Source organism: Aquirufa novilacunae (assembly GCF_045310505.1).
Lineage (GTDB): Bacteria > Bacteroidota > Bacteroidia > Cytophagales > Spirosomataceae > Aquirufa > Aquirufa novilacunae.
In genome coordinates, this window is record NZ_JBEWZG010000001.1 from 202,553 (window position 1) to 227,289 (window position 24,737).

Genomic DNA, 24,737 nt, shown 5'->3' on the forward strand with positions numbered 1-24,737 from the left:
GTAGGTTTCGGAAAAATCATCCGATGAAAACCACGTATCCGCCTCAAGTTTATCAAATAGCGCTCACTTATCTTACAGACGTAGGTCCCGTAAAAGGGCGCAAACTAGCCTCATTTTATCCCAATCTATCAGATATATTTCGATTAGCAGCCTTTAGTCAGGCCGCTACGGAGGTTTTAGAAGAAGCCTATAAAACGTATCTAATTTGCGAAGAAGATCAAGTCGAAATTCTGTATTTCCAGAATTCGGGTTACCCACAACGTTTAAAACATCTCTATGATTCGCCTTTGGTTCTTTTTAAAAAGGGTTCAGTTGATTTAAACAGTCATCGCCTGGTTGCTGTCGTGGGTACGCGACATGCGAGTGATGTGGGCAAAAAAGTGACGGTTGATCTCGTTCAGGCCGCCCGAAAAGATGAGGTTGTTCTCGTCAGTGGATTTGCTAGAGGTATTGACATTGCGCTTCACAAGGCTTGCATTGAAAACCAGGTTCCAACCATTGCGGTTTTAGCCGGCGGATTTAGGCATATTTATCCATTGGAAAATGGGTCTTTTGTTCAACCCATTTTGCAAAACGGAGCACTATTATCTGAATATGCACCTCATATTCCACCCACGGCTTATCATTTTCCGGTTCGAAATCGAATTATTGCGGGTATTTCAGATGCAACGGTTATCGTAGAGGCGGCAGAAAAAGGAGGGGCCTTGATTACAGCTGATTATGCATTTAATTATGATCGAAATGTGTTTGCTGTACCGGGAAGTTTAAATCGTCCCTTCTCGATTGGGTGCAATCAACTTATCCGAAGTAATAAAGCGATGATTTACACCTCCTGGGAAGATCTTATGCAAGAGTTAAACTGGCAAAAAGCAGCGGATAGACTCGCTTTGCACCCAGATTTAGGCAATAAATTATTCACCTTAAACGAGTCCGCCGTATTGTCCCTTTTACACCGAGAAGGACAATTGTCATTTAACGACTTAGCTTATCGATCGGAAATCGAGCAAACGGATTTGTCATTAATACTGCTGAACTTAGCCCTGATGGGCATGATTCAGCCTACTAATGGTGATGGATATATGTTGGTTTGATTATTTTCTCCAAGTGCTAGGAGAAATTCGCCAATCTTGAAGTGTTAATAATTGCGTTTCCGTCACGTAATCTAATTTAACAGCTTCCTCAATTAGTGCATTATAATCACTTAACGTGTATAATGGGATGTTTGCATTCTTGAAGTTTTCATTCGCAATTTCGAAACCGTAAGTAAAAATAGCTACCATGCCTAATACCTCGACACCAGCTTCACGTAGTGCCTCTGCTGCTTTTAAGGAGCTACCTCCCGTGGAGATGAGGTCTTCGATTAAGACCACTTTTTGGCCTTTTTCAATTTTACCCTCAATTTGATTTCCCATCCCATGTTTTTTAGGCTCTGGACGAACATAACAGAAAGGAAGATCTAAGAAATCGGCAACTAATGCACCTTGTGCAATACCAGCGGTTGCTACACCTGCGATGATATCAGCTTGAGGGAAATAAGCCTTAACTGCGGCAGAAAGGCAATTTTTAATATAAGTACGAACTTCAGGAAAAGATAAGGATACGCGATTATCGCAATAAATAGGAGAATTCCATCCAGAAGCCCAAGTAAAAGGTTGATCTGGGCGTAATTGAATTGCTTGGATCTTTAAAAGGTGTTGGGCTACTTCTTGTGGAATTGTCATATTTTGCATGAGGGGCGTTTGTTAATTATTATTTACAAAAATAATTTATTCAGTTTATCTTTCACTATTTAATTCTATTTTTGCCTCACAAAATTGAAAAGATGGTAATTTTTATTGATGATCGACCGATCAGAATCGTGAAGAAGAAAGAGTTAGGTGCGATTCCATCTAAAGAGGATTTTGATTTAGTCCTGGATGCTCGTCTTTCTCCCTTGAAAGTGGAGAATTTCAGTGGACATACCTGTATCATTAATGCTAGTATTGAGCAAGTCGAGAAGATGTTAATGAATCTTCATGCTAAATCTGGTGTTCATTTCCATGCGCTATATATTATAGTTGACGATCGTAAGACCTATAAATCACGCATTATCAAGATGTATTCTTTAGTTGAAGCAGCTGGAGGGGTGGTAGTTAATCAACAGCAAGAAGTGTTGTGGATGTTTCGTTTAGGTAAATGGGATTTGCCAAAAGGAAAGTTAGAGAAGAACGAGAAATTCGAAACTGCGGCCGTTAGAGAGGTGGAGGAAGAATGCAATGTGAAAGCTGAGTTAGGTAATAAGATTTGTACTACGTACCATACCTATACACACAAAAACAAGTTAGTCTTGAAGAAAACGCGTTGGTATGCGATGAAGACTAATTTTACAGGGAAATTAATTCCACAAATCGAAGAGGGAATCGAAAAGGTAGAGTGGCTAAATGAGAAGAAGCAAATTCAAGCGCTTACAAATACGTATTCATCTATACGTTATGTCATCGAGAAGTCTAAATTAATCTAAGCTATACGGGAGGTATTGGTCCACAGGACTTCCATAACGGTGTAAATCGCGGATAATCGTCGAGCTGATTGGAGCTAGATGCGGAGAAGTGATTAAGAATACCGTTTCTAGTTCATTGTGAATGTGTCTATTCACTTGTGAAATGGAGTTTTCGTATTCGAAATCTGTCGTATTTCGTAATCCTCTGACAATAAATTTGGCTCCATATTCATGAGCTACATTGGCTGTAAGATTTTGATAGGTCACCACACTTACAGGTTTTCCTTCGAATGTTTTACGAATATATTCCTCCATTTTAGCCAAAGGGAAGTAACGTGATTTAGAGGAGTTTTGGCCTATACCGATAATTACCTCGTCAAAAAGAGCTAATGCTCTCAACACAATATCTTCATGTCCTTTCGTAAATGGATCAAACGAACCAGGGAAAAATGCTTTTTTAGGATGAGACATATGGGATTTGATAAAGGTGAGCATCTGAAATTTCTTCTGATCCTGCTACCAAAAGGGGAGGATACAAATTCCAGTTTAATGAAAAGGCGTCACGGATAGATTGTAAATAAAAGGCTAATTCAATGGCGCTTTCAAAGGGGAATGCATTCGCTAACTGTAATTTTTGAGCCTGATAAAGACTCGCAAAAGCTAAATTCCCGAATACAAACAGCGTTAATTGCTGCTCCTTCTTCATGAAACATTTTGCTAGCAGGTGAGTGTATTCAATTTTCGCAAAAGGGAAATGCGCTGAAATGAGGTCTTTCCAGTCGCTAGGGACTAAAAAAACAAGATTGGCTCCTTCCTGCTCTATAGGTTGAAAGTGAATCTCTTTTCCCACCAAGGCATGTTCTCCCAGCGCTTTCTCTAAAAAACCTAGGCGGTAAGTGACCGAATCATAGCTATGCGGAATAAGCAAGAAAAGTTCATTTGAGATTTCAATTTGAACGGAAACAATACGGGGATCCTTCTTCGGTTGAGCCTGTAATTGCTCCCGAAAATTCTCCGCGCTTAGTCGAAGATGCAAGGTTTCACTCGAAATCGAAGGATCCATAGTCTAATATTCGATTCGAAATTGCAAAAAAAATATGATAATCGCCTTCAAAATTAGTAATTTTGCACCCTATTTAATCCAGCTCCTATGTTGCAAGTATCTAATGTGTCCCTTCGTTTTGGGAAAAGAGTTCTTTTTGAAGAAGTGAATATCAAGTTTACCGAGGGTAACTGTTATGGTTTAATCGGTGCAAATGGGGCCGGAAAATCGACCTTCTTAAAGATTTTATCCGGTGAAATTGAATCGCAAACAGGTTCAGTTTCGATGAATCCAGGAGAACGTATGTCGATTTTGAAGCAAAATCATTTCGAATACGAGGAGGTAGAAGTGTTACAGACGGTCATTATGGGTAATAAACGCCTCTATGACATTATGTTAGAGAAGGATGCGATTTATTTGAAAGAGGATTTTACAGAAGAGGATGGAAATAAAGCGGCAGATTTAGAAGCTGAATTTGCTGAATTAAATGGATGGGAAGCGGAGTCGGAGGCAGGTTCCTTGCTTAGTGGTTTAGGTATCTCTGCGGATTTACATTATACTTTATTAAAAGATTTAAATGGATCTGATAAAGTAAAGGTTTTATTAGCTCAGGCGCTTTTTGGTAATCCAGATATACTTTTACTGGATGAACCTACGAATAACTTGGATATTGATTCCATTTTATGGTTAGAGGGCTATTTGATGAACTTTAAAAATACGGTGATCGTGGTTTCTCACGATCGTCACTTCTTGGATAATGTGTGTACACACATCGCTGACTTAGATTTTGGCAAGATTCAATTATATGGTGGTACCTATACTTTCTGGTATGAATCATCACAATTAGCTGCTCGTCAGCGTGCTGATCAAAACAAAAAGACGGATGAAAAGCGCAAGGAATTAGAAGAATTTATTCGTCGATTCTCAGCTAACGTAGCGAAGTCGAAACAAGCGACTTCTCGTCAAAAAATGTTGGATAAACTTCAAGTGGATGACATCAAGCCATCATCACGTAAGTATCCATTCATTAATTTCAAGCCTGAAAGAGAGGCCGGTGATCAACTATTAAGTGTAGAAAACCTTTCAGCTACTACAGAAGATGGCGCTCCGTTATTTACGAATCTTTCGTTTACCATTAACAAAGGCGATAAAGTGGCTTTATTAGCTAAGGACTCCTTAGCCATCACCGCCTTATTAGACATCCTTGCAGGTGAAAATACGAATTTTACAGGTGAATTTAAGTGGGGAGTAACAACGACTCAGACATATTTGCCTAATGATAATGCCAAATATTTCGAGGATGATTCCTTGAATCTAGTGGATTGGTTACGTCAATATTCGACTGAGAAAGATGAAAGTTTCATCCGTGGTTTCTTAGGTCGTATGTTATTCTCAGGAGATGAGGCCTTGAAAAAGTGTACCGTAATCTCTGGAGGTGAAAAACAACGTTGTATGTTCTCGCGCATGATGTTATCAGGTGCAAACGTATTGTTGTTTGATGAGCCTACGAATCACTTGGATTTAGAATCAATCACTGCCTTAAACAATGGTATGATTGAATTCCCAGGAACGATTTTGTTTACTTGCCATGACCACCAATTAACGAATACGGTAGCTAATCGTGTGATTGAAATTGGATCTAAAGGTCAATTAGATAAGTTGATGACTTATGATGAGTTTATTACTGATCCTGCGGTGAAAGCACAAAGAGCGGCTTTGAAATAAAAACTTTAACAATAAAAAAGGCCAGCACGAAAGCGCTGGCCTTTTTATTTATCGAAATCGTTAGATTACAAGATAAATCTAGTCGATAAGAAGTTTGATTGTTGGTTCTCAACGATTGCATTCACGATGTCCTTATTCGTTTGAGTCGCTTTTGTAGCTACTACTGTACGAATAGAGAAGGAACGTAATGCCGCAGTTACGGATAAAGTACCTTCTGCAGAGTCTTTACGCCCTGTGAAAGGGAAGGAGTCTGGTCCACGTTGACATTGTGCATTGATGTTTACACGAGAAACTTGATTCACGGTGGCATCAATCAATTCAGAGATTTGGTTTACATCCGTTCCAAAAATCGCCACTTGCTGACCATGTGATGATTCGTGGATATAATCAATCGGCTCGTCTAAGTTTTCAAAAGGTACAACAGGAACCACGGGTCCAAATTGCTCCTCATGCCAAACCTTCATCTTGCTATTCACTGGGTATAATAAAGCAGGGAAGAAGATCGATTTGAAATTCTCACCACCATGCTCATTCATCACCTTCGCGCCATGCAACTTCGCATCTTCAATTAATTCAGTTAGGTAAGCTGGTTTATTAGGCTCAGGAAGTGGAGTGATTTGCACACCAGGCTCCCACATCATACCTAATTTCAAAGCTTCAATCTTTTTAGCTAAACCTTCATTGAATTTATCTGCAAGGGATTTGTGAACAAAGATGATTTTAACGGCTGTACAACGTTGTCCATTAAAGGATAGAGATCCTAAAAGACATTCATTGATTGCTGAATCTAAGTCTGCGCTTTCAGTTACAATCGCCGCGTTCTTTGCATCAAGTCCTAAGATAGCACGTAGACGATTCACTTTCGGGTGCATCTTCTTTAACTTATCCGCCACTTTGGAAGAACCGATTAAGGTTAATACATCGATTTTCCCTGATTCCATTAATTGAGGGATAATCGAGTTTCCGCGACCATATAAGGTGTTAATAACACCAGCAGGGAAGGAATCTTTAAAGGCCTCTAGTAAGGGGTAGTGTAATAAGGTACCGTGTTTCGGTGGTTTAAATAAAACAATGTTACCCATAATTAGGGCAGGAATTAGGGTAGTAAAGGTTTCATTCAAAGGATAGTTGAATGGACCCATACAAAGAACAACTCCTAATGGAGAACGTCTTACTTGACCGATGATTCCTTCTTCGATTAAGAAAGTGGAGGAATTGCGGTCGATATCTTTTAATGCACCGATGGTGTCATAAATGTATTGAACAGTGCGATCAAATTCTTTTTGAGAATCGCCTAATGATTTACCGATTTCCCACATTAACAATTTGACTACCTCATCGCGCTTTTGAATCATTTTTTGTGTGAATTTCTCTACACACTCGATTCTTTGCGCAACGGTCATTGAAGGCCATTCGCCACGACCATTTGAATAAGCTTTTACGCCAGCATACAAAACTTCCATGGCATCTGCCGCATCCGTGATAGGATAGGAGCCGATACGTTTTTGCTCAAAACCTTTGTCTGTTTTTACATAGATTGGAGACCAAACGTCTTGCGTTTTTCCTTTCCATTGACGCATTTCTCCATTAACTAAATATTCTTTTTGCTCGATGGGTTGCGTTAAATCGTATTCCTTGGGGATTTGTCCAGCTGATGGGAACAAGTTCTGTAAATTGTTTTCGGGCATTGTCTTGCGTATTAATTTTTACAAATCTCCGGAATTAGCACATTTCAAATAAAAGACAGAATCTATTATTTAAATAGTACCATGTTTTTCCGGTTATTTACAAATATAAAGACAACGAGTACCTGTTATTACTCCTTTTTTAGAGGATATTTTCTTCGGATTTTGTTAATAATGAACTTGTTTTGTTCTGTGAAACTAGCAGGATGCAGAAGATTATATGCGCTTGACCAAGCTTGAAACAAGGAGGGATCTCCAGCTGAAAAGCGAGTGGAACAAATATTTTTCTGCACTAAATAGTCGCTAAATTCCATAGGTCCATGCTTGTTTTTTCTTCCACAAAAGTAGGAATGCGAGTAAAGATAATAATCCCGCGATTAAAAACGGAATGGGAATATGATTTGGAATCCCTTGGTAGATTTCTCCAGATACATAAGCGCCTATTCCGATTCCTGCCTCTAAAGCGATATACATTGTTGCCATCGCACGTCCCATGTGGTTTTTGTCCCCTAAATCATTCGTCCAAGCGGCAAGTGTGGGTGTATTAAAACCCCAGGCGACCCCATAAATAATGGCTGATATGATCATCAGATAGGAATTAGCGGAGAATACTAATAAAAACATGGATAGGCTTAGCATAAAACAGCCAAAAATCAACACGGGAATTCGTCCATATTGATCGGATGCTTTGGAAAAGAAGAAACGAATAACGATGGAGGAGACGGTGTAAATAGTAAAATATAAGCCCTTATTTGTCCACCCTACAATTTTGGAGGTATCAGGGATTAAGGTGATCATCGCCCCAGCAGAAAAGGAAACGAATAACATGATCCAAAATACCGGTATTATTTTAGGCTCAAAAACATCTTTCCACCCGATTCGAAAAAGAGATAATTTTAACCGGGATTTCATCGTAGGGGGTAAAGTTTCCTTCATCCGACTCAAAATAAGGATGGAGGCTAAAGCGAAAACGGAGGAGATATAGAACATTTGGTCTAAACCATAAGTCGAAGCTAAAAAACTCCCAATAGCTGGACCAATAGACATTCCAGTCGCAGTGAATATTCCTAAACTTCCCTGTGCTTCCCCTCTACGATCCTCTGGGATCACATCAGCCACATAAGCTGCTGTAGCGGTTGGTTTAGTTCCGGTAGACATGCCATGAATAAAGCGGAGAAACAAAAATCCTTGAACGGTATGAAGAAGTGGGTAAAGTCCTCCACAAATGAAACAAACTAAGGAACCGAAGGCCATGATGGGAATCCGACCCACGTGATCAGTCAATTTACCAGAAAAGGGTCTAGAAAGGCCAGCGGCTAGTGTAAATAAAGCAATGGTATATCCGATGTATTCTTTGCCACCCAAGCTAGCTAAATAATCAGGAAGCTCCGGGATAATCATGGAGAAACTCGCCGAAAACAAGAAGTTACTCAGGCAAAGTAAGAAGAACGATAAAGTATACAATGACGGTTTAGTCTCCTTCATCTACAAATCCTCTTCTAAAATGGTGGATATCTCCTTTTTATTTAATCCTAACAAGAAGGCCGGAAGTAAGATTAAATTACAAATCATGGCCATTAAAAGTGTCACAGAAACTAATATTCCAAGTGCCTGAGTCCCTTTAAATGTCGACGCTGTGAAGATGAAGAACCCAAAAAACAGAATCATCGCCGTATAGAACATAGAAACGCCTGTCTTTAAAATAGTAGTCTGTACCGCTTTTTGGATGTTTTTATTATTTTTCCCCCATTCTTCTTTGTAGCGAGTTAGGAAATAAATAGTCCCATCACTGGAAATACCAAAGGCAATTGAGAAGATTAAAATTGTGCTTGGTTTTAACGCAATCCCAAAATAACCCATTAAGCCTGCAGTAATGATCAAAGGGATTAAACTAGGTAGGGTAGAGATTAAAACCATTTTCCAAGACCTAAATAGTAGCGCCATCAAAATACAAATTAACACAATGGCTGTAATTGTACTCTCGATGAGGTTGACTTGCAAATATTCTGTTTGGAAGGCATAAATGACCGAATTACCTGTCACATCCGCTTGATATCCTCGCTTATCACCTTTTGGTAATAATTCCCCCGTTTCGATATCTGTTCTGAAAATGCTATCGATTTTGGGTTGAATTTCATCAAATAAAGCCCTAGTCCGTACGGTTCCGGCATCTTGCATTTGAAAACTAACCCGAGTGAAGCGTTGTTCTTTGTCTAAGAATCCTGAGAATAAATTGTTTTTGCCATTCAAGCTGGATTGGAAATCCTTTAATTTAGCTAACTCATCAATTCCAGGCAAAGTGAAATACTTGGGATCTCCACCTCTGTAGACCTGATACAAGTATTTAGTGGCCGTTAAAATGGAAAGTCCTTGAGTGAATTCCGGGTATTTAGCGATTAACTTTTCTGTTCTCTTGATTTTTGCCAAAAGCTCAGGTGTTAATGCCCGTCCTTTTTCAAAAGCATCAATATTGATCTCAAATGGCATCACCCCCTTAAATCGGTCTTCCACAAACTTCAAATCCGTATAGATGGCATTATCACGTGGCAAATCATCCACAATGTAGCCTACAGCTTGGATTTTAGTCAATCCATATAAGGAGATAACGAGTACAATGGAGATGAAACCATAGATGAATTTTCTATGGTGTAAAACCCACACATCTACTCGATTCAAGAATTTATTTACACGAATAGACTCAAAATGGGCTAAATCTTTCTTCTGTGGAGGTGCTAAGAAACTGAAGAATATCGGAATGAGAACCAGCGAGATGAAGAAGGTGATCATTACATTTAAGGCAGCTACCACCCCAAATTCAACTAATAACGCTGACCCAGTAAATGCAAACACCCCAAAACCAATAGAGGTAGTTAAATTCGCTAAAAACAAGGTTCTTCCTACCTTAGAAGCACTTTCGATTAAGGATTCTTCTTTTGATTTTCCTGCTAAATACGTCTCGTGGTATTTATTCAGTAGGAATATGACATTGGGGATACCGATCACCACAATCAGTGGAGGAATTAATCCAGACAATAAGGTAATCTTAAATCCAAAGAATACAATTGTGGCCAAGGAGGCTATAATCCCCACCAAGACCACAATATTCGCAAAGAATACCACTTGTAAGGAACGGAAGAAGAAGAGTAAAATAAGTGAAGTAACTAAGATGGCTAGTCCTAAAAATAGACTTAATTCTTTCGTCACTTGAGAAGTATACTCTGTCCGAATGAAGGGCATACCCGTCATGTGAACCGTATGCTTCATTTTTGCTTGGTATTGCTCTCCTAAGGCCTTTATGTTTTTTACTAAGGTAATTCTCCCTTTATCATTGATTACCTTCTGATCTAGGGTGATAAGAAGCAGATGTGTCTTTAAATCTTCTGTATAAAGGAAGTTCTTATAGATGGGTAGTTTACCTAATTGAGTTTTAAAGCGATTCAGATTCTCCTCATTAAGAACGGCGGTTGAATCGAGTAATAAGCGAGTTTTGAATTTCTTCTCAGTCGAATCAAGGTATAATTCAGGTAAAGTAGCCAGCGAGAGGACGTTCTTAATGCCAGGTTGTTTTTTTACAGCTGAACTTAACTCACGCCATGCTTTGAATTCTTCCGGGCTGAAGATTTGATCGTTTTCTACGGCGATGACCATAACGGCGCCATCTTCCCCATATTTCTTTTTGAATCCCTCGTATAACTGAAAACGCTCGTCCGTTTTTGGAAGTATTTTAGCTAATTCGTAACTCAACTGAATCTGACTTGCCTTGAAACCTAATCCAATAGTAAGTAATAGAATAAATCCTAATAAGGGGAATTTATAGCGAAGGATGCTTTTCCCAATCCAGTCCCAAGTGTTTTTCATATTATGTAAGTAGGACCTCAGCTAAGTCTAAATCCTCAGGCGTGGTGATTTTAATATTTCTGTAGGAGCCTTCCACTAAGTTAATTTTAACACCGATAGACTCCACAACGCGCGCGTCGTCTGTAAAATCTGTTGAATAATCTTGTTTAAAAGCTGTTTTCAAGTCTTTCAAAGTGAAAATTTGTGGCGTTTGTATCAAACGAATGGACTCTCGATTTAAGTGTTCGAATCCAGCTTTTTCCGGTGAATAAAAACGAACAGAATCTTTTGACGCCACGGCTAAAACCGCATTTCCTTTAGTAGCTGCTTCTTGGAAGCTAGCTGAAATTAATTCAGGTTCAATAATAGGACGAACCCCATCATGAATGGCCACGATTCCTTCACCCTCTAATGCCTCTATGGCATTTTTGCTGCTTTGGAACCTAGATTCACCCCCTTCAACTAATCGATGAGCTATTTCAGGTAATTCGCTAATGATGGATTTCCAGTAGTCAAACTGTTCCACGGGCAAGACAACCAGTAGTTCTGTCTTGGGGTCTGCCTTGTGGAATGCTTTAAGGGTGTGATATAGGACGGGTTTGCCTTGTAAAAGCAGAAATTGCTTAGGAATCGTACTATTCATACGTTGGCCGGAGCCTCCTGCAACAATGATGGCAAATTTTTTCAAAGCAAACCCGATTAATTATATTAGATGATTAACATCACATCACCATATGAGAAGAAACGGTATTTCTCCTTGATAGCTTGTTTATACGCCTCTGTGATTAATTCATGTCCACCAAAAGCCGATGCCATCATTAATAGAATCGATTCTGGTAAATGGAAATTAGTCAACAAAGCCGTTGGGATTTTAAACTCGTACGGAGGGAAGATAAACTTATCTGTCCAGCTATTAATTGGTTTTAAGTGACCAGAAGCGGAGACAGATGATTCTAAGGCTTTCATTACGGTTGTTCCTACCGCCAAAACTTGTTTTTTGTTATCGATAGCCTCGTTCACATAATTACAAGTTGCTTCATTGATCATGAAGTGCTCTGAATCCGTTTTGTGTTTGGTCAAATCCTCTACATCTACCTGACGGAAAGTACCTAAACCCACGTGCAATGTGATAGGAGTGAATTGAGCGCCGTTTAATTCCATGCGCTTCATCACAATTTTAGAGAAGTGTAAACCCGCTGTTGGAGCTGCCACTGCACCTACGTGTTCAGCATAAATGGTTTGGAAACGATCACGGTCATCCTCCGTTGCCGCTCTTTTGAAACGAATCTCATCAGGAAGTGGTGTTTCCCCTAATTCGTGAATCGCCTGCATTAATGCCTCATGATCGCCATCGTATAAGAAACGAATCGTACGTCCACGAGAAGTCGTGTTATCAATTACCTCTGCCACAAGGTCAGAATCACCGAAATATAATTTATTACCCACGCGGATCTTACGTGCTGGATCTACTAATACGTCCCAAAGACGGTGTTCTCTATTTAACTCTCTCAACAAAAATACCTCAATCTGAGCCCCTGTTTTCTCTTTATTGCCGTATAAACGTGCTGGAAAAACTTTTGTATTGTTAGTTACTAATACATCACCTTCACCAAAATAATCAATGATATCTGTGAATTTCTTGTGTTCAATTGTTTTGTTCTTACGGTTCACTACCATCATACGCGCATCTTCGCGATTTTCGGTAGGATTAAGGGCAATTAAGTTTTGGGGTAAATCAAATCTGAATTCAGATAATTTCATTCTCAGAGGGGTTGAATTTTTATAATTTACAAATATACCATATTGAGGGGGGGCTTGTCAAGGTAAATTTTTGAAACAATACAGAATCTACGTAGTTTAGCCATTTAAGACAGATAAGGCATGAAAAAAGTTTCGATATTTTGGTTTAGACGTGATTTACGTATAGAAGACAATCATGGATTATTCCAAGCCTTGTCTTCCGACGTACCTGTTCTACCGCTCTTTATTTTTGACACAAACATTCTAGATCGTTTACCTTCGAAAAAAGACGGTCGTGTGGAGTTTATACACCAGGCACTGGAAGCAATTAACACGCAAATTGGTGGACATCTCTGTGTAAAATACGGTGATCCATTGACCCTATTCCGTTCCTTGTTCAGCGAATGGGAAGTGGTGAAAGTATACACAAACCACGATTATGAAAGGTATGGTCTTGAGAGAGATGCTAAAATCAAATCCTTAGCTCAGGAAATGGGCGTGAAATTCGAGACCTTCAAGGATCAGGTGGTGTTTGAAAAAGACGAAGTGCTATCAGGTGCAGGTACTCCTTACACTGTATTTACACCTTATTCAAGGAAATGGAAGGCATTATTACAAGAGACGGTATTACCTAATTTTTCTTCTGCTGCGATTTCAAATTACGTTGATAATACATTCAACATTCCCAGCTTAACTGATATCGGTTTTCAGCCCTCAGGCTTGGTATTTCCTAGCCTTCAAGTTCAGGATGAATTGATTAAGTCCTATGCTCAGGATCGTGATTTTCCTGCGAAACCTGGAACCTCTAGACTCTCGGTTCATTTGCGCTTTGGTACCCTATCAATTCGATCTTTAGTTCGCAGAGCTCTAGGGAAATCTGAGGTCTGGCTGAATGAGCTGATTTGGCGTGATTTCTACTTTAATATTCTGCATCATTTTCCGCATATTTCAGAAGGGCATTCGTTTAGAAAAGAATACGACCGAATGAATTGGCGTAATAACGAAGTGGAGTTCAAAGCTTGGTGCGAAGGGAAAACGGGGTATCCAATCGTGGATGCTGGAATGCGGGAGTTAAATGCCACTGGTTTTATGCACAATCGGGTGCGTATGATTGTCGCTAGTTTTTTAGTGAAGCATTTGTTGATTGATTGGCGTTGGGGTGAAGCCTTTTTTGCAGAGAAATTATTGGACTTCGATTTTGCGGCAAATAATGGTGGGTGGCAGTGGGCGGCTGGATCTGGTTGTGATGCAGCTCCATATTTCCGGGTATTTAATCCGACTTTGCAGACTCAGAAGTTTGACCAGTCTTTGGCCTACATCAAAAAATGGGTTCCTGAATTGCAAGAGTTCACTTATCCGGCACCGATAGTGAATCACGAATTTGCCAGAGGACGCGTGTTAGAGGCTTATAAAGTTGCCTTAGGGAAATAAATCTTTTTCCCTTGGATACTATAGTCAATGAGGTCGATGGTGAGGAAACCTATCTTTAGATTCACCTGAACCTTTAGTGGTACCTGATATTCATCGTCACTAATCCACAAGCGAATGGCATCCTCTTCCTTAAATAGGTTGTTTTTCGGTAACAAAATATTGGTTTTGATACTCGCTTTTTTGCCTGCCTCTGTCTCAATCGTTTCTTTAGATCGAACAACTAGGACTAATTCGTAAATCTTACTATCCACAAGTACTTGGGCTGACCAGCGTGAACCTGGCTTTTTCTCCGATACAGGTTTACTGCGTAAGAAATAATAGGCCGAAATAAGATCCAATAGGTCTTTAGGGCCATTGATGGTGGAGGTTACGGGTTTGTTTTGCGGTGAGGTGATTCGCGCAAAACCTTTGTCCATTTGATATAAAACGGTTTCCTCTTTGCGATAGCGGCCCTCTTTTTTGCGCATTTCTGTTTTTACAGGCAAAAGGCTTTCCGTATCGATTTGTGCTGACCAGTAATCTCTTAAAGGACTAAATAATTCGAGCACCCCCGTGGTTTTGCCTTCTATTTCGACCTTGCGTAAGGTCTGATCCTCCCAGGAACTTGTTCCAGGGCTACTTTTTATGGTGGCTTCGGCGGCATTGATGAATCCTAAATGAATCCGGTATTTTAAATTTTCTCCAGCTAGTAAGGGACTATTTTGTTGGCCAAATAGGCTCAAAATAGAACTGAAGAAAAGTAAAATAACAAGAGTCTGATTTTTCATGCCAAAGCTCAATTAATTATCAATTGTTTGTATAAAAAATTAGTGGCAATTTTCTATTTTTGTATAGGCCAAACGATAACACAAATATACTCGATTGCCCCTTAAATTTTAGATAAAAAACGAAAATGGCGAAACAAGCTAGTGATGCGCAAGGCCTGGCGGCTGAAAAGTTAAAAGCTTTACAAACTACGTTAGAGAAATTAGATAAAGCCTATGGTAAAGGTACCGTAATGCGATTATCTGATAGTAAAGTAATGGATGTGCCTGTGATTTCAACAGGATCATTAGGATTAGATTTAGCCTTGGGAATCGGTGGTGTGCCTAGAGGTCGTGTCGTTGAAATTTATGGACCAGAGTCTTCTGGTAAAACTACACTTACTTTGCACATGATTGCTGAAGCTCAGAAGGCAGGTGGTTTAGCCGCTTTCGTAGATGCTGAGCATGCTTTTGATCGTTCATATGCAGAGAAATTAGGTATCGATTGTGAAAACCTATTGATTTCTCAACCAGATAATGGGGAGCAAGCCTTAGAAATCGCGGAACACCTTATTTCTTCTGGCGCAATTGATATTATTGTGATTGACTCGGTGGCTGCCTTAGTTCCGAAAGCGGAGATCGAAGGGGAGATGGGGGATTCTAAAATGGGCCTTCAAGCTCGTTTAATGTCTCAAGCTTTACGTAAGCTAACGGGAACCATCAATAAAACGGGTTGTTGCTGTATTTTTATTAACCAATTACGTGATAAAATTGGTGTCATGTTCGGATCTCCAGAAACAACAACTGGTGGTAATGCCTTGAAATTCTATGCTTCTGTACGTTTAGATATTCGTCGTGCAGGTCAAATTAAGGAAAGTGCAGACTCGATCACAGGTAACAGAACGCGTGTTAAGGTTGTGAAGAATAAATTAGCTCCTCCTTTCAAGGTGGTTGAATTTGATATCATGTACGGAGAAGGTATTTCTAAAGCAGGCGAAATCCTTGATTTAGGGGTAGACTTAGATGTAATTGATAAGTCAGGTTCTTGGTTCTCTTACAATGGAAATCGCTTAGGTCAAGGTCGCGATGCGGTGAAAGACTTAATTAAAGATAATCCAGAATTGATGGAAGAATTGGAAGCTAAGATCAAAGACAAAGTAAAAGTAGATGATAGTGCCTTGTTAGATAAGGACGCGGTAGCGGAATAAGCACTAAACAATGCGTATAAAAAAAGCGGCTAATGTAGATTAGTCGCTTTTTTTATGATTGAACTCCTTTGAGATTAAATCGGGTAAACAAGTTTCGAATAGTTTTTTCCACCGTTTGATCTGTTTCCATGGCTTCAGATACAGCTTGAACAGCGTGAATGACCGTGCTATGATCTCTTCCTCCGAAATGGTATCCAATGGACTTTAAAGGTAAGTTTGTTAACTCCTTTAGCATGTACATGGCAATTTGGCGAGGGAATACATTCTCTTTCTTCCGACATTTACCTCGTAAGGTGTCGATGTCTACATCGAAATGGTTAGTCACCACATCGAGGATACTTTCCACACTTAATTCCTTCTCTTGCTCGTTTACAATGCTTTTTAAAGTAGACTTCGCTAATTCTAAATCGATTTCTTTGCGTGTTAATGACGCTTGAGCCATTAATGAAATGATCACTCCTTCCAGTTCACGAACGTTTGTCTGAATCGAATGAGCTAAATATTCTAATACATCAAAATCTATTTGAATTCCGTCTTCTTGCAACTTCTTCTGAATGATAGCAATTCTAGTCTCAAAATCAGGTTGTTGCAAATCAGCTGTTAAACCCCATTTGAATCGGGAAAGTAAACGATCTTCCATACCAGCTAAATCGCGAGGTGCACGGTCAGAGGATAGAATGATTTGTTTTCCGGATTGATGCAAGTGGTTAAAGATATTGAAGAATGTTTCTTGCGTCTTTTCTTTACCCGATAGGAATTGTACATCATCGATGATTAACACATCTACTTGAAGGTAGAAGTTCGTGAAAGCCTCGATAGAATTGTTTCTGATGGCATTGACAAATTGATTTGTAAACTTCTCCGTCGAAACATAAAGCACAAACTTATCTGGGAAGGAGTCCTTTATTTGATTTCCAATCGCTTGAATCAAGTGGGTCTTTCCTAAACCTACACCACCATAAATCATTAGGGGATTGAAGGCGGTTAAACCAGGTTTGTTCGCAACAGCCATTCCGGCAGCTCTACCTAATCGGTTACAGTCTCCTTCAATGAATTTGTCAAATGTATATTTTGGAATTAAATAAGAATCTAATTCTAAGGAATCTAGGTTTTTTAATTCAAATGGACTCTTCGCTGGGTTAGGGAAGTTAGCTGCCTTTTCGGTGTTGTTTTGTCCCTGATGCGTAGGGGGAAGGTTGAATGTGATGGGTGGATTCTTCCGATCTCCGTTATCTATCACAATCGAATATTCTAACATCCCGTGACGACCGACAGTTAAATCGATGGCCTTTCTTAAATCCGAAACGTGCTTCTCTTCTAACCATTCATAGAAGAATTGAGAAGGCACTTGAATCGTTAGCGTGTTGTTTTGAAACTTAAGAGGAACAATAGGTGCAAACCAAGTCGCGAAACTTTGCTCTGATATATCATTTTTGATGATATTCAGGCATTGATTCCACAAGTCTCTTACTTCGATTTGCATTAATAATATGGGTAAAAAAGCTCTTAGGGTGAATTTTTAAGGAATTCACCTTGGTTTACGTCTTTAAAGTTTATAATGGTTTTTCTTTTAAGAAAACGATTAAATTTTTCTTAAGCGGGGAGACAAAAATAGTAAAATAAGGCGTCCTTCCAAATTCGAAATCGAAAATAAATCCAGTTTTTTCTCGAAAAAAAATGGCTAAAAATTTGCTTCTAAAAATTGTTCAAATTTAGTGTGCTTTAATCATTCTTTAACTTGAAAAAGTATAAGAAAATTATTTTATCACTTGAAGTGAGGCAGGCAAAATATGGATATCGATCTTGTCAGTAGTCAAGACTAAACTTTCTCCGTCAAGGTGAAAAGGTAATCCTGCCTTTGTATGTATTGTTAGCGATTTTAGGGATGAAATGGTGGCCAACTTACTTTGGTGTAGCTTTTTGGTAAATAGACTTATTCCAAGAATGGCTAAGGAGAAGAAGGAGCCTGGTTTTATCTCAATCGACTCTAAATGACCATCTTGTAAATCCGATTCAGGAGATATGTAGGCATTATTGCCAAATTGGTTTGCATTCGCGACAGTGAAGGAATAAACTAGTCCTCTTTCGTTTATCTCGACGGCTTTGTATTTAGTGATGCAGGCAAAAGTAGAATAGAGGTAATTGAAAAATCCTCTCTTGCCTCTTTTGGCAAAATGAGCCGCAACCGTTGCATCAAATCCGATACCTGCGGTACAAAAAAATGGTCGCTCATTCCATTTTCCAGCATCTATGGTTATTATCTCTCCCTTTAATGCTTTGATGAGTGCTTTGTCAAAATCCAATGGGATGCCTAGGTGCCTAGCTAAGCCATTCCCTGAACCTAATGGAATGATCCCTAAAGGAATAGCCGTAAACAACATAGCCGATGCGACTTCATTGATGGTTCCATCTCCTCCAATGACGATGATTCTCTCCGGATTTTCAGATAAGGCAAGTTTAGTCAGTTCTGTGGCATGATTGATGTACTCTGAAACCCAAACTTTAGCGGATGGAATGGACTGGATTTTGGCTAAAATCATAGCTTTCTTCTGTGTCGAATTCGTTCCAGCATTTGGATTTAGAATAAAGTGAATCATGGTTTATTTTAGAATAGCACAAAAATAGAATCAAATTTTGGTTTAATTTTACAAAAAATGATCAAACTATGTTAGAAATAGGGAATGCGTATGAGATTGAGTTTTCTTTCACGCAAGAACAAGTAAATGAGTTTTGTAAAATATCAGGGGATTTTAATCCACTTCATTGGGATGAGGCATATGCAGCTACAACTCCGTTTAAGAAACCGATTATTCACGGCGCTTTAATAGCGAGTGTATTTTCAAGGGTTATGGGAATGGAGTTTCCAGGTGAGGGAAGTGTCTACTTAAAGCAAGTATCCGAATTTAAACGTCCTCTATTTGTAGGAACTACCTATAAAGCCAAATTTGAAATCGTAAGTACGAATCCCGCTAAACATACCGCTGAAATATCAACGCAGGTTTTTGAACTTGAACGAGGGAAGCTAATGGTGGACGGTATGGCCTCAGCTATGCACAACGAATTGTTTTAACATAAAAAAAAGCCCGATGAAAATCGGGCTTTTTTATTGCAAGAGGGGAAAAATTATTTTCCTGCGTTTTTCTTGTTTTGAACTTCAGTACGAATTTCTTGTGCTAAAGTCTTCAATTGTTGTAAACCACCTCTAACGCGAGTACCAGCTGCTTGATTTCCTTTATCGTAGAATTTTTCGAAATCTCCTTCTAAAGATAAAATTAAGTCCTTTACTTGTGCAAATCTACTCATGATAATTTGTTTTTTAGGTTGTGTAAATAATATTAGATTGTCTTTATGCCCTTAAATGAGCTTTAATAAGCGAAATTTAGTAAAAAACTTATTGTATGCAAATTAAAATCAAGAAAAAACAGAAAAAAAGTTCAAAAAAATACAATTTCCTCTAAAAATACCTTTTAATCAATCAATTATTGCGCATAATAGCCAGATTTCAATCTTTTTTGAACTTCAGCAAAACAATCGCAGGTGTATTCAATATCTGTTAATGTATGTGAAGAAGTCGGAATAATGCGAAGCATGATTTGACCCTTAGGAACTACTGGATAAACAACGATACTACAGAAAATTCCCATGTTTTCACGAAGGTCGCGAACTAATTTAGTCACGGCTGCAATATCATATTCTCCATGTAAGAATACCGGTGTTACAGGTGACTGTGTTTCTCCGATATCAAAACCTTTGTCTTTTAGTCCTTTTTGTAGGGCACGCACATTTTCCCATAATTTTTCTCTTAATTCTGGGTGTTTCTTGATCAACTCTAGGCGTTTCATTCCACCAATCACAAATGGCATTGGAAGTGCTTTTGCGTAGGTTTGAGAGCGCATATTGTATTTTAAATACATGATGATCTCTTTTGGCGCTGCGATGAAAGCTCCGATCGCTGCCATTGATTTAGCGAAAGTAGAGAAGTATAAATCAATTCCTTCTGTGCAATTCAGGTATTCACCCACTCCTTTACCATGGTCACCCATCGTACCGAATCCGTGTGCATCATCAACTAATAAGCGGAAATTGAAGTCTTTCTTCATTTCCACGATTTTATCTAAAGATCCTACCTTACCTGACATCCCAAAAACACCTTCCGTGATCACTAAAATTCCACCTCCAGTTTCATTGGTGATTTTAGTCGCACGCTCTAAGTTCTTACGCAAAGAGTCCATATCATTGTGATTGAACTTATAGTATTGGCCCATTTTAGCCTTGTGTAGACGAATACCATCAATTAAACAAGCATGAGATTCAGCATCATATACGATGACGTCCTTGTAGTCAACCATGCATTCAATGACAGACATTACCCCTTGGTAACCGTAATTCAATAAAAACGCATCTTCCTTACCGACGAACTCAGCTAATTGACGTTCAAATTCTTCGTGTTCATCTGTATTTCCAGACATCATACGTGCCCCCATAGGGTAGGCTAAACCGTATTTTGCAGTGGCTTCAGCATCTGCTTTTCTAACTTCAGGGTGATTCGCTAAACCTAAATAGTTATTTAAAGACCAGTTTAGCATTTCTTTGCCCATGAATGTCATTCTAGGGCCTAATTCACCTGTTAATTTTGGGAATGAAAAATAATGATGGGAATAATGGGCATGTGCACCAATGGGCCCCATGTTATTAGCTACCTTCTCGAAAATATCCACTGTTAGTCTACGTTTTATTGAAAAATTCTTTAAATAATCACAAAGTTAAATTATATTTTTATTATCGCAATGTTAGTAAATCATCAGATTCTATTAATTTGTCGTTTCATTACAAAACCTCATTCGAATGACTAAGTATTTTAAACTCTTACTTCTTTCTTTCTCTGTATTTGCTCAAAATACACAAAAGCCTCTTATCGAAGGCAAGCAAGGCATGGTCGTTTCGACTCACCCTGCCGCTTCTGAAATAGGTTTAGCCATTTTAAAGAAAGGCGGTAATGCGATTGATGCGGCTGTGGCTGTCAATTTTGCTTTAGCCGTTTGTCATCCAACTGCTGGAAATATTGGTGGTGGAGGTTTTTTAGTCTACCGAGATAAATCTGGAAATGTAAAAGCGTTAGATTATCGGGAGAAAGCGCCTTCTGCGGCGAGTAGAGATATGTATTTAGATGCAAACGGGAATATCATTCCGGGCAAATCGATGACGGGTATTTTCTCGGTAGGTGTACCAGGTACTGTTGCTGGCATGCAAGAAATGCATGACAAATTAGGCCATTTGCCATGGGCAGAATTAGTTAGGCCTGCTGTTGATCTTGCAAGCAAAGGATTATTGTTGACTGAGAAGGAAGCAAGAGGTTTAAATCGCCAAAGGACCGAGTTTCTGAAGGAAAATCCAGGTAAAACTTATTTATTGTCTGCAGATGGTAAAGAATGGAAACAAGGGGATCTATTAGTCCAAAGTGACCTTGCGGCTACCTTAGATCGCATCATGACCAAAAAAGCAAATGGCTTTTATAAAGGTGAAACAGCTCGATTCATTGTGAAAGAAATGCAGGCTCAAAATGGTTTGATTTCGATGAAGGATCTAAAGAATTACCAAGCGGTTTGGAGAACACCAATTAAAAGTAAATACAAGAATTACCAGATTATTGGGATGCCGCCTCCAAGTAGTGGAGGAGTTGCTTTAGCCCAATTATTACAAATGGTGGCTCCTTATTCTATAAACAAATGGGGCCCAAGCTCTGATTCGACGATTCAGGTGATGGTAGAAGCAGAGAGACGCGTGTATGCAGATCGTTCTAAATGGCTTGGCGATCCTGATTTTGTGAAAGTGCCGGTGAACGAATTGATTGATCCAGCCTATAATGCTACAAGAATGTCAAGTATGAATTTTGTACAAGCCACTCCAAGTTCATCCATCCAATCAGGCAGTTTCCCAGGCTATGAAAGCCCAGAAACAACGCACTATAGTATTGTGGATGGAGAAGGAAATGCGGTTTCGATCACTACGACCCTAAATAATTCTTATGGAAGTAAGGTGTTTGTGGGTGGTGCTGGTTTTCTTTTGAATGATGAGATGGATGATTTTTCTGCCAAAGCAGGGTCACCCAACCTATATGGTTTAATTGGTTCCAAGGCGAATGAGATTCAACCAAACAAACGGATGCTTTCTAGCATGACTCCAACTATTGTGGAGGAAAATGGTCAATTAAAGATGGTGGTAGGTACTCCAGGTGGATCTACTATTATTACCAGCGTCTTCCAAGTAGTGTTGAATACACTAGAAATGGGGATGAATATGCAGCAGGCGGTAGAATATCCGCGTTTTCACCACCAATGGTTACCAGAGAAAATTACTTCAGAACCCAAACGTTTTTCTGAGGAACAACAAATACGTTTACAGACGAAAGGCTATACTTTCTCACCTGTTTCAGCTATTGGCTTAGTAGAAGGTATTCTAGTTTTGCCTAATGGGAATCTTCAGGGTGGTGCAGATTCCCGTGGCGATGATACCGTGTCAGCCTATTGAAATAAGGTTGCTACAAAATATGCGGCGGCCGCGGCTGCTGCTCCGATGGAAGCAACTTTAAGGGATCCGATGATGGGATTTTGGCCGGTTACTTTACTTTTGAAATAGCCAAAAACAAGTAAAGCTAAAATCGTCACCTCGGCTGAATAAAGTAATCCTTGTTCTGGTTTATCTACATAAAAATAGGGTAGAAGTGGGATGAAACCGCCCACAATGTATGATATGCCAATAGTCAAGGCTGAATTTCTAGCCCGATTTGGGTTAGGACGTTCTAGTCCAAGCTCAAAACGCATCATGAAGTCTACCCATTTATTTTTGTCCTTTGAGATCGATTCAACGACAATTTCTTGTGCCTCTGGGCTTAAACCATAATCCGCAAATACATCTCTAATTTCTTGCTTCTCTCTTTCTGGTACGCGCTCTACTTCCTCATACTCGCGTTTTAATTCTGCCTCGTAGTGCTCTTGTTCTGTTTGGCCTGCTAAATAACCTCCTAAGCCCATGGCAATAGATCCTGCCACGATTTCGGCGATACCTGCTGTGGTTACAATGCTAGCAGAGGCCACGGCTCCTGAAAGTCCTGCAGCCAAGGCAAAAGGAACCGTTAGACCATCGGACATGCCTATCACGACGTCCGTAATGAAATCTGAACTTTTTAAATGTTGTTCGTGTAAATGATGATCGTGTGTATTCATATTATCTGATGCCGTGCATCATACGTTTAAGTGGACCATTAGCTAAGCCAAACAAAATTACAGAAGCAATTCCGGCCATTATTACAAATACAATGAAAAAATCATATAGATTTTTAATTTCGAACCCCAAGAAACTAGGGAAGACTGTTTGACCTGCTACCGCCGTTGCTGGAGGTAAAAGGGCTCCTAGCGTTCCTGACAAGGCATAGCCGGCCGCATTAGCTAAGAACCATACACCCATCAATAAAGAAGAGAATCGTTTAGGCGCTAGCTTGGATACTAAGGATAATCCGATCGGAGAAAGGCTTAATTCCCCCATCGTGTGAAATAAATACATGATGAATAACCAAATTACACCTAATTTATCTGAACCCAAGTCCTTCACTTTTAATGCGATAATTAAATAACCAATCGCTAATAGCATAAGCCCGATCGCTTGCTTTCCAGGTGAATTAGGTTCAATTCCTCTTTTTGCTAACCGCATCCAAAGCCAGGAGAAAGGAAAAGCTAAAATGATGATGAAGAAGGAATTCGCGTTTTGGACAGAGCTAGGTGGCAACATAATGCCAAAGAAATTCAAATCCGTCTGCTGGTCTGCAATAAACGTCAAAGAAGATCCAGCTTGCTCATAGGCTGCCCAGAAGAAAATGACAAAGAAGGCCACAAAATACATGACCCAGATGCGATCACGCTCTATTTTGGTCAAGGTCTTATCCTGTAGAATCAGGAAAGCTAAGCTGATACCCGCAGAATAGATGACCGGATAAATCCAGTCTTTGATCGGATTAGGTACCTCAGTGATGAATAAATAATGAAACCCGATGATTAAACCAATGAATAAGGCACTCGAGAAAACAATGGACTGAGTTGAGAATTCAGCCTTTTCCGTTTCAGCGTCGACTGATTTAGTTTCACTAAAGGTAGGCGCTAAACCAATATCGCTTCCATCAGGAGCTTTCAAAAATACCCCTTTTAGAAAGATGAATAAAATGGTACCGATCAACATCGCTCCACCTGCCGCTAAAAAGCCCCATTTGAAGGCTTCGATCACACGAACTCCATCCAATTTTACGTCACCTAACCAAGGGCAAATAAGCATGCCTAGCATGGCACCGGTGTTAATTCCCATGTAAAAAATAGTGAAAGCGGCGTCTAAACGACTATCTCCTTTTTTATACAACTGGCCTACCATCGAGGAAATATTGGGTTTGAAGAATCCGTTGCCTAAGATTAAAAACAACAATCCTCCCCACATTAATTTCGTAGCGAAGGGGACATCTAAGGTAAATGTACTGGCTGAACTGAATAATAAAAGTTGGCCTATGGCCATGGCAAAACCACCACCGATGATACTGTTTCGATTTCCGATGTATCTGTCAGATATATAACCGCCTAGCATAGGGGTTAAATAACTAAGCCCTAAAAATCCACCATATAAGATGGCAGCTTCGTCTTGCTTGAAAGAGAGGGCGCTAACTAGAAACAAGGAAAGTATGGCGCGCATTCCGTAAAAGTTGAAGCGCTCCCACATCTCCGTGGAATACAGAAAATAAAGGCCTTTGGGGTGTGAGGTACTAGTTGTTGACATATAGGTTTGCTGAATTTTTCGTGACAAGATACAAGA

The 24,737-nt window shown here is 39.5% G+C and carries 22 protein-coding genes; 7 read left to right on the top strand and 15 right to left on the bottom strand.

What is annotated here, in order from left to right; genetic code table 11:
* Positions 1-23 precede the first annotated feature (23 nt).
* Positions 24-1,091 (top strand): DNA-processing protein DprA, encoded by a 1,068-nt coding sequence (gene dprA / locus V7S74_RS00905; RefSeq protein WP_406776893.1) that lies wholly within the window; start codon positions 24-26, stop codon positions 1,089-1,091.
* Here dprA and pyrE read toward each other — a convergent pair whose 3' ends face one another.
* Positions 1,092-1,730, bottom strand: coding sequence for an orotate phosphoribosyltransferase (gene pyrE / locus V7S74_RS00910; RefSeq protein WP_406776894.1), 639 nt, complete (start codon positions 1,728-1,730; stop codon positions 1,092-1,094). It abuts the gene before it with no gap.
* 92 nt (positions 1,731-1,822) lie between these two features.
* Here pyrE and V7S74_RS00915 point away from each other — a divergent pair, with 92 nt between their 5' ends.
* Complete coding sequence (locus tag V7S74_RS00915; RefSeq protein ID WP_406776895.1) at positions 1,823-2,500, top strand: NUDIX hydrolase; 678 nt, start codon at positions 1,823-1,825, stop codon at positions 2,498-2,500.
* On the opposite strand, the gene coaD is transcribed toward V7S74_RS00915, so the two are convergent.
* Together coaD and V7S74_RS00925 are read right to left on the bottom strand one after the other, a co-directional pair.
* A complete protein-coding gene (coaD, locus tag V7S74_RS00920) occupies positions 2,492-2,950 on the bottom strand; it encodes a pantetheine-phosphate adenylyltransferase (protein WP_406776896.1) in 459 nt (152 codons plus the stop codon). The two genes, V7S74_RS00915 and coaD, sit on opposite strands and share 9 nt — an antisense overlap.
* Positions 2,937-3,542: a DUF3822 family protein gene (locus V7S74_RS00925; protein ID WP_406776897.1), complete on the bottom strand. Its 606-nt coding sequence runs from the start codon at positions 3,540-3,542 to the stop codon at positions 2,937-2,939. Before V7S74_RS00925 ends, coaD begins: the two co-directional genes overlap by 14 nt.
* 87 nt (positions 3,543-3,629) lie before the next feature.
* Here V7S74_RS00925 and V7S74_RS00930 point away from each other — a divergent pair, with 87 nt between their 5' ends.
* Positions 3,630-5,246 carry an ABC-F family ATP-binding cassette domain-containing protein gene (locus V7S74_RS00930; RefSeq protein WP_406776898.1) on the top strand — a complete coding sequence of 539 codons (1,617 nt, stop codon included), beginning with the start codon at positions 3,630-3,632 and terminating at the stop codon, positions 5,244-5,246.
* A gap of 65 nt (positions 5,247-5,311) precedes the next feature.
* Here the strand turns inward: V7S74_RS00930 and V7S74_RS00935 are convergent, their stop codons facing one another.
* From V7S74_RS00935 to queA, 5 genes are all read right to left on the bottom strand, one after another.
* Complete coding sequence (locus V7S74_RS00935) at positions 5,312-6,934, bottom strand: NADP-dependent glyceraldehyde-3-phosphate dehydrogenase (RefSeq protein ID WP_406776899.1); 1,623 nt, start codon at positions 6,932-6,934, stop codon at positions 5,312-5,314.
* 300 nt (positions 6,935-7,234) lie between these two features.
* Entirely contained in the window at positions 7,235-8,416 is a 1,182-nt protein-coding gene (locus V7S74_RS00940; RefSeq protein ID WP_406776900.1) for an MFS transporter, read from the bottom strand.
* A complete protein-coding gene (locus tag V7S74_RS00945; protein WP_406776901.1) occupies positions 8,417-10,789 on the bottom strand; it encodes an efflux RND transporter permease subunit in 2,373 nt (790 codons plus the stop codon).
* A 1-nt stretch (position 10,790) separates the two neighbouring features.
* A complete protein-coding gene (locus V7S74_RS00950; protein WP_406776902.1) occupies positions 10,791-11,456 on the bottom strand; it encodes a 2-C-methyl-D-erythritol 4-phosphate cytidylyltransferase in 666 nt (221 codons plus the stop codon).
* Positions 11,457-11,476: 20 nt separating this feature from the next.
* A complete protein-coding gene (queA, locus tag V7S74_RS00955; protein WP_406776903.1) occupies positions 11,477-12,529 on the bottom strand; it encodes a tRNA preQ1(34) S-adenosylmethionine ribosyltransferase-isomerase QueA in 1,053 nt (350 codons plus the stop codon).
* A 120-nt stretch (positions 12,530-12,649) separates the two neighbouring features.
* Here queA and V7S74_RS00960 point away from each other — a divergent pair, with 120 nt between their 5' ends.
* Entirely contained in the window at positions 12,650-13,939 is a 1,290-nt protein-coding gene (locus V7S74_RS00960) for a cryptochrome/photolyase family protein (protein WP_406776904.1), read from the top strand.
* Here V7S74_RS00960 and V7S74_RS00965 read toward each other — a convergent pair.
* On the bottom strand, positions 13,915-14,706 hold the full coding sequence (locus tag V7S74_RS00965) for a DUF3108 domain-containing protein (protein WP_406776905.1): 792 nt from the start codon (positions 14,704-14,706) through the stop codon (positions 13,915-13,917). The genes V7S74_RS00960 and V7S74_RS00965 overlap by 25 nt on opposite strands.
* A 125-nt stretch (positions 14,707-14,831) precedes the next feature.
* Here V7S74_RS00965 and recA point away from each other — a divergent pair, with 125 nt between their 5' ends.
* Positions 14,832-15,890 (top strand): recombinase RecA, encoded by a 1,059-nt coding sequence (recA, locus tag V7S74_RS00970; RefSeq protein WP_406776906.1) that lies wholly within the window; start codon positions 14,832-14,834, stop codon positions 15,888-15,890.
* Positions 15,891-15,942: 52 nt separating this feature from the next.
* On the opposite strand, the gene dnaA is transcribed toward recA, so the two are convergent.
* The gene (gene dnaA / locus V7S74_RS00975; protein WP_406776907.1) at positions 15,943-17,373 is read right to left on the bottom strand and encodes a chromosomal replication initiator protein DnaA; all 1,431 of its coding nucleotides are present in this window, start codon (positions 17,371-17,373) and stop codon (positions 15,943-15,945) included.
* Between the two features lie 274 nt (positions 17,374-17,647).
* Positions 17,648-18,487: a diacylglycerol/lipid kinase family protein gene (locus tag V7S74_RS00980; RefSeq protein ID WP_406776908.1), complete on the bottom strand. Its 840-nt coding sequence runs from the start codon at positions 18,485-18,487 to the stop codon at positions 17,648-17,650.
* 68 nt (positions 18,488-18,555) lie between these two features.
* On the opposite strand from V7S74_RS00980, the gene V7S74_RS00985 reads away from it, so the two are divergent.
* The gene (locus V7S74_RS00985; RefSeq protein ID WP_406776909.1) at positions 18,556-18,960 is read left to right on the top strand and encodes a MaoC family dehydratase; all 405 of its coding nucleotides are present in this window, start codon (positions 18,556-18,558) and stop codon (positions 18,958-18,960) included.
* A 53-nt stretch (positions 18,961-19,013) separates the two neighbouring features.
* Here V7S74_RS00985 and V7S74_RS00990 read toward each other — a convergent pair whose 3' ends face one another.
* Positions 19,014-19,193 carry a histone H1 gene (locus tag V7S74_RS00990; RefSeq protein WP_406776910.1) on the bottom strand — a complete coding sequence of 60 codons (180 nt, stop codon included), beginning with the start codon at positions 19,191-19,193 and terminating at the stop codon, positions 19,014-19,016.
* A gap of 176 nt (positions 19,194-19,369) precedes the next feature.
* Complete coding sequence (locus tag V7S74_RS00995) at positions 19,370-20,608, bottom strand: aminotransferase class I/II-fold pyridoxal phosphate-dependent enzyme (RefSeq protein ID WP_406776911.1); 1,239 nt, start codon at positions 20,606-20,608, stop codon at positions 19,370-19,372.
* A 127-nt stretch (positions 20,609-20,735) separates the two neighbouring features.
* Here V7S74_RS00995 and ggt point away from each other — a divergent pair, with 127 nt between their 5' ends.
* Positions 20,736-22,418, top strand: coding sequence for a gamma-glutamyltransferase (gene ggt / locus V7S74_RS01000; protein WP_406776912.1), 1,683 nt, complete (start codon positions 20,736-20,738; stop codon positions 22,416-22,418).
* On the opposite strand, the gene V7S74_RS01005 is transcribed toward ggt, so the two are convergent.
* On the bottom strand, positions 22,412-23,113 hold the full coding sequence (locus tag V7S74_RS01005; RefSeq protein WP_406776913.1) for a VIT1/CCC1 transporter family protein: 702 nt from the start codon (positions 23,111-23,113) through the stop codon (positions 22,412-22,414). The genes ggt and V7S74_RS01005 overlap by 7 nt on opposite strands.
* Before the next feature lies 1 nt (position 23,114).
* A complete protein-coding gene (locus V7S74_RS01010; protein WP_406776914.1) occupies positions 23,115-24,701 on the bottom strand; it encodes a peptide MFS transporter in 1,587 nt (528 codons plus the stop codon).
* Between the last annotated feature and the right edge of the window lie 36 nt (positions 24,702-24,737).